Below are 6,235 nucleotides of genomic sequence, written 5' to 3'. Positions count from 1 at the left end.
GAGGAACACGTCGAGCGGGCTGCCTTCGACCGAGAGATCGAAGACTTCGAGACCGGAGTTGGCGGTCCCTGCCGGGCATGGGCGGCTTGCGCCGTCGCCCGAGGATGTGGCGGCGATGGCGCGGCCTGTTCTGTCGCACCGCATGGCTCTGAGTTTCGCGGCGCGGGCCGAAGGCATAGAGCTGGAGGCGGTGATCGACACGGTGACGGCGCAGGCCACGCGTTCTGAGGCCGCCGCTTGACCCAACCCACGCTTCATACAGCCGAAACGCTTCGGTCCCGGTCCGAGGCGGTCGCGGGCAGCCTGCCGGCCCTGCTGGCCGATGCGCAGCATCTGGCGGCGACGATCCTGCTTGGCGAACACGGGCGCAAACGGCACGGGATGGGCGATGAGTTCTGGCAGTATCGCAGCGCCGAGGCAGGCGACAGCTTGCGCGCCATTGACTGGCGGCGGTCGGCACGGGCGGATGGGCTCTTCGTGCGGCAGACTGAATGGAAAGCAGCGCAATCGGTGATGATCGGCGTCGATGACGGCCAAAGCATGAGCTATTCCGGGGCGAAAACGCGCCCGTCAAAGCTGCGTCGGGCGCAGACCTTGGCGATGGCCCTGGCGATCCTGGCTGTGCGGGGCGGCGAGAGGGTGGGGCTTACCCACTTGGCGGAACCGCCGCGCAGTGGTGAGGCGCAGCTGATGCGGGTGGCCGCAGCGTTGATGGAGACGGGCGAGACGGTGGATTACGGCGCTCCAGCCCCGCAGATCCTGCCTGCCGGATCGCGGGCGGTGTTCTTTTCGGATTTTCTGGGTGATCTGGGGCCGTTGGAAAGGGCTTTGGGGCAAGCCGCTGACCGGGGCGTAAAGGGCGCCTTGGTGCAGGTGCTGGATCCTGATGAGGAAAGCTTTCCCTTCGATGGACGCACGGTGTTTGAAAGCATGGCGGGTGGGCTGCGCTTCGAGACGCTGAAGGCTGGCGGGTTGCGGACGGCCTATCTGAAGCGGCTCGCGTCCCGAAAGGACCAACTGAGTCAGATGGCGATGCGCACCGGCTGGCGCTATCACTGCCACCACACAAGCGATGCGGCAGAGCCGAGCCTGCTCTGGCTCTACCGAGCGCTGGAAAAGGGAGCGACGTGATGGCGGTTTGCGGTGACGAATGCCCTTCGAAGGGCATTGAAACGCTCTTCGAAGAGCGTTCGGGCGCGCCATCCCGAGCGCGGCGCCGAGCCTTGTGGAAGGCGGAACCCGCCCGGGGCGCGGGTCAAATTCCTTCGAAGGAATTTGCAAGCCTCTTCGAAGAGGCTTCCCGGCGCTTCGTGGAAAGGGTGGCAACATGATCGGACCCGTTGCCTTTACCTCCCCGCTTCTGCTGCTGACCTTGGTTTTACTCCCGATCCTTTGGTGGCTGCTGCGGGCGGTGCCCCCCGCCCCGATCCTGCGGCGGTTTCCCGGTGTGGCGCTGCTCATCGGTCTCAAGGACGAAGACAGCCAGTCCGACAAGACGCCCTGGTGGCTGCTGCTTCTGCGCATCCTTGCCGTCGCCGCTGCGATCGTCGGGTTCGCCGGGCCGGTTCTTAATCCGCAGCAGGCCAGTGATCAGGATGGGCCTTTGCTGGTGCTGATGGATGGATCTTGGGCGTCCGCGCGTGACTGGCCTGCCCGGCTCGACCGGGCGCGTGCCTTGATCGAAGAAGCGGGCCGAGAAGGGCGTCCGGTGGCCCTGGTGCAACTGACCGACCTGCCGCCGGTCGGAGATATGCCGTTTCAATCGGCGAATGTCTGGATTGCGCGTCTGGACAACCTGACCCCCGCGCCGTTTGCACCGGACATGGGGGCGGGTTTGGCCTGGGCCGAGGGGATTGAGGCCGGCGTTCAGACTTTCTGGTTCTCTGACGGGCTGGCGCATGAGGGCCGAGCCGCATTGCTGGACCGATTGCAGCAGGCCGGGCCAGTGGCGGCTTTCGAAGGCCGTCGCAGTCTGTTGGCGCTTGGACCGCCCCGGTTTGAAGACGGGGTGATCCGCCTTGCTGCTCAGAGGTTGGATGGGGCGGGAGACCGGGAGGTGACGGTGCAGGGCTTTGGCCTCGATCCCGCCGGGATTGAAAGGGAACTGGCGCGCGGCGTGATGGCCTTTGCCGCTGGCGACACGGTGGCTGAGCTGGAGCTCGAGCTGCCGCCGGAACTTCGCAACCGGATGAACCGTTTCGAAATCGCGGGCGAACGCAGTGCCGGGGCCGTGACCCTGACCGATGACGCGCTTCAACGCCGTCAGGTGGGCCTGATTGCGGGCACGGCCGATCAGGAGGGGCAGGAGCTTTTGTCGCCGCTGCACTATCTGCGGCAAGCGTTGGCGCCCACGGCGGACCTGTTGGAAGTGGCGCTGGCAGACATGCTGCTGGCGAACCCGGATGTCATCATCTTGGCCGATGTGGCACGGCTGTCGCCCGAAGAAGACACAGAGCTGCAAGCCTTGGTGGACCGGGGCGGAATGCTGGTGCGCTTTGCGGGGCCACGGTTGGCGGGGTCGGATCTGGCGCGTGAGACGGCCGATCCCTTGATGCCCGTACGCCTGCGGGAAGGGGGGCGCACCGTTGGCGGTGCAATGAGCTGGGGCGAACCCAAGGCGCTGAGGGTCTTTGACGAAAGCTCGCCCTTTTTCCGGTTGCCGATCCCCGAGGATGTGCTGGTCAGCGCACAAGTCCTGGCACAGCCTGATCCGGAACTGGCCGAGCGCACCATCGCGGCGCTGGCAGATGGCACACCGCTGGTGACGCGCAGCCGTCTGGGTCAGGGGCAGGTGGTGCTGTTCCATGTCACCGCCAATGCGGAATGGTCGAGCCTGCCGCTGTCGGGCCTGTTCGTGCAGATGCTGGAGCGGCTGGCGATCTCGACCCGGCCGCTGGACCCGGATGCCGCTGATCTGGCGGGCACGACCTGGGTGCCCGACGTTGTGCTGGACGCCTATGGTCAGCGCCGGGATGCGGAGAACCTGCCGGGGGTCGCCGGGGCAGACCTGGCGAATGCGCCGCTATCGGCCACGCTGCTGCCGGGGCTTTATTCCGGGTCGGATCGGCGCGTTGCGCGCAATGTGATTGCCTTGGATACGGTGCTGACAGAGGCCAATTGGCCCAGTGACGTGCCGGTTGAGGGACTGCGCGTGATCGAGACGCAAGACTTGTCACCCTATCTTCTGGTCGCGTCTTTGGTTCTGCTTTTGATCGACTCGCTTGCCGCGCTTTGGCTGTCGGGGCGCTTGACCGGTGTGGCGCGGGGGGCGGCGATCTTGATGGCCGCGCTCCTAGCCCATCCAAGCGATGCGCAGGATCTCAGCGACGACGATATCCTTGCGCTTCTGGCCACGTCCGAGATCACCCTTGGCTATGTTCTGACCGGGGATGAACAGCTGGACGAGACCTCTCGCGCCGGGCTTTGGGGGCTGGGGCTGACGCTGACCAGCCGCACCTCTGTCGAGCCTGCCGCGCCGATAGGCGTGGACCTGGAAAGCGATGAGCTGGTCTTCTTTCCGCTGATTTACTGGCCGATAAGTGTCGATCAACCGATCCCCTCGGACGCGGCCTATGCGCGGCTTAACGCATATTTGCGCGGCGGCGGCATGATCGTGTTCGATACGCGTGACTCAGATGTGGGGGCGTTCGGCGCGGGTACGCCAAATGGCCGCCGTTTGCGGGAACTGGCGCAAGCCTTGGACATTCCGCCGTTGGAGCCGATCCCCGATGATCATGTTCTGACCCGTGCCTTTTACCTGCTACAGGATTTTCCGGGTCGTCATCTGGGCCGCGATGTCTGGGTCGAGGCCGCGCCGCCTGATGCCGAGCAGGTCGAGGGGATGCCCTTTCGCAACCTCAACGATGGTGTGACGCCGGTCATCATCGGCGGCAATGACTGGGCTGCAGCCTGGGCCATGACGCCCTCGGGCCAGCCGATGTTCCCGGTGGGGCGCGGTTTTACGGGCGAGCGGCAGCGGGAGATTGCCCTGCGCTTCGGCGTCAATCTGGTGATGCATGTGCTGAGCGGTAACTACAAATCCGATCAGGTCCATGTGCCCGCACTATTGGAACGGTTGGGGCAATGAACATGGCGGGATCCATCCTCTTTGACCCGCTGCTGTCCTGGCCCCTTATCTGGGGGCTGGCGGGCGCGGTTCTGGCGTTGCTGGCCTTGCAGGTCTGGCGGGGCTTGCCCGGCTGGTGGTTGCGCGGGCTTGCGGGGCTGGCGCTGCTGGTCGCCCTGGCCAATCCGGCGCTGCAAAACGAGGAGCGGGAGCCGCTGAGCGATATCGTGCTTCTGGTCATTGACGAAAGCGCCTCGCAACGTATTTCCGACCGGCCCGACCAAAGCGAAGAGGCGATTGCCTCGATCCGCCGCGAGGTGGCCGATCTGGGGATGGAGCTGCGCGAGGCACGGGTTGCGGATGCCGCCGACAATCAGGGTACGCTGGCGATGGCGGCGCTGACCGAGCTGCTGGCGGAAGAGCCGCGCGCGCGGATCGCCGGGGCCATTCTGGTCACTGATGGGCGCATTCATGATCTCGACCTTGCGCCCGATTTACCCGCGCCACTTCATGCGCTGATCACCGGGCGGGACAGTGACTGGGACCGGCGGCTGATCGTCCGCAATGCGCCCTCTTTCGCCATTCTGGGCGAGGAATTCGTCATGACCCTGCGCATTGACGATGACGGCGCGGTGCCGGGGGATCTGCCCGCGCGGGCTGAGTTGCAAATTTCCATCGACGGGGACGCGCCGCGCACATTCATGGTTCCGACGGGGCAGGATCTGGATCTGCCGCTGGTGCTGCCACATGCGGGGATGAACGTGATCCAGTTCAATCTGCCGGAAGCGCCGGGGGAACTGACCGACCGCAACAACGCCGCCGTGGTGCAGATCAACGGGGTGCGGGACCGGCTGCGGGTTCTGCTCGTTTCTGGCCAGCCGCATCCCGGCCAGCGCACATGGCGCAACCTGCTGAAATCCGACCCGGCGGTGGATCTTGTGCATTTCACCATCCTGCGTCCGCCTGATCGCAACGATGGCGTGCCGGTGACCGAGCTGAGCCTGATCGCCTTCCCCACGCGCGAGCTTTTTCTGGAAACCATCGACGAGTTCGATCTGGTGATCTTCGACCGATACCAGCGGCGGGGCATCCTGCCGATGGTCTATCTGGATAACGTGCGCCAATACGTGGAACGCGGCGGGGCGCTTCTGATGGCGACGGGGCCGGAATTTGCCTCTGCCGCTTCGCTCTACCGCACGCCCTTGGCAGATATCATGCCGGGCCGCCCCACGGCGCAAGTGATGGAACAGGCTTACTTGCCAGAGATCTCGGAGCTTGGCGAACGCCACCCGGTGACGCGTGGGCTGGCCTCGGAACACACGGCCCTGCCTGACAGTGACGCGCCATGGGGGCGTTGGCTGCGCCAGATCGAGTTGATTGAGGAAAGCGGCAATACGGTCATGACCGGGGCAGAGGGACGCCCGCTGTTGATGCTGGACCGGGTGGGCGAGGGGCGCGTGGCGCTGCTGGCATCCGATCACGCGTGGCTCTGGGACCGAGGCTATGAGGGCGGCGGGCCACAGCTGGAACTGCTCAGGCGGCTTGCGCATTGGATGATGGGCGAGCCCGAGCTGGAGGAAGAAGCCCTGCGCGCCGATGCGGATGGGCAGGTTATCTTTGTCACGCGGCAGACCCTGGGCGATGCGGTTGGCCCGGTAACGGTGACCTATCCTGACGGAACCGAGCACGAACTGTCCTTGGAAGAAACCGCACCGGGCCGGTTCACAGGCGAGGTGACGGGGCCGGAAACCGGGCTCTACCGGTTGCGCGAGGGCGAGGAGGAAGCGGTCATCGCGCTTGGCCCCGCCGCACCGCGAGAGTTCGAGGAAACGCTGGCCAGCGGCGCGGCGGTGGACCCCTTCTCCGATGTCATGCGCGGTGGCGTGCTTCGGTTGGAAGGCGGCGTGCCGGATGTCCGGCTGGTGTCGGAGGGGCGCAACGCGGCTGGACGCGGCTGGATCGGGCTGACCCCGCGCGGGGCTTACCTGACCACCGATGTGACTGTGACACCACTGATTGCCGGTTGGCTGTTCCTGTTGATCGCGGCGGCTCTGATGCTGGCGGCGTGGTTGCGCGAGGGGCGGCGGTAAATTCGCCGCGCCTTTGGCCCGCGCCGACAGTGGTCGATTTCTTAGGAGGCTCGCGAGGCTTTGCCCCTGTCGCCTGCGG

General features: G+C 65.8%; 3 protein-coding genes and 1 pseudogene. All 4 read left to right on the top strand.

Features of this window, described 5'->3' with window-relative positions:
- Positions 1-241: pseudogene (locus ACROHD_RS10730) on the top strand (hypothetical protein); the annotation flags it as partial.
- Positions 238-1,131, top strand: coding sequence for a DUF58 domain-containing protein (locus ACROHD_RS10725; protein ID WP_432677770.1), 894 nt, complete (start codon positions 238-240; stop codon positions 1,129-1,131). The pseudogene ACROHD_RS10730 and the gene ACROHD_RS10725, both read left to right, overlap by 4 nt.
- Positions 1,132-1,327: 196 nt before the next feature.
- Positions 1,328-4,087 (top strand): DUF4159 domain-containing protein, encoded by a 2,760-nt coding sequence (locus tag ACROHD_RS10720; protein ID WP_432677769.1) that lies wholly within the window; start codon positions 1,328-1,330, stop codon positions 4,085-4,087.
- A gap of 2 nt (positions 4,088-4,089) precedes the next feature.
- Entirely contained in the window at positions 4,090-6,156 is a 2,067-nt protein-coding gene (locus tag ACROHD_RS10715) for a hypothetical protein (RefSeq protein ID WP_432677768.1), read from the top strand.
- Positions 6,157-6,235: the final 79 nt, after the last annotated feature.

This window comes from Nioella aestuarii, assembly GCF_050896395.1.
In the GTDB taxonomy this organism is placed as follows: Bacteria; Pseudomonadota; Alphaproteobacteria; order Rhodobacterales; family Rhodobacteraceae; genus Nioella; species Nioella aestuarii.
The sequence above is the reverse complement of the archived record's forward strand: the minus strand, read 5'-3'. Positions and strand labels throughout refer to the sequence as shown.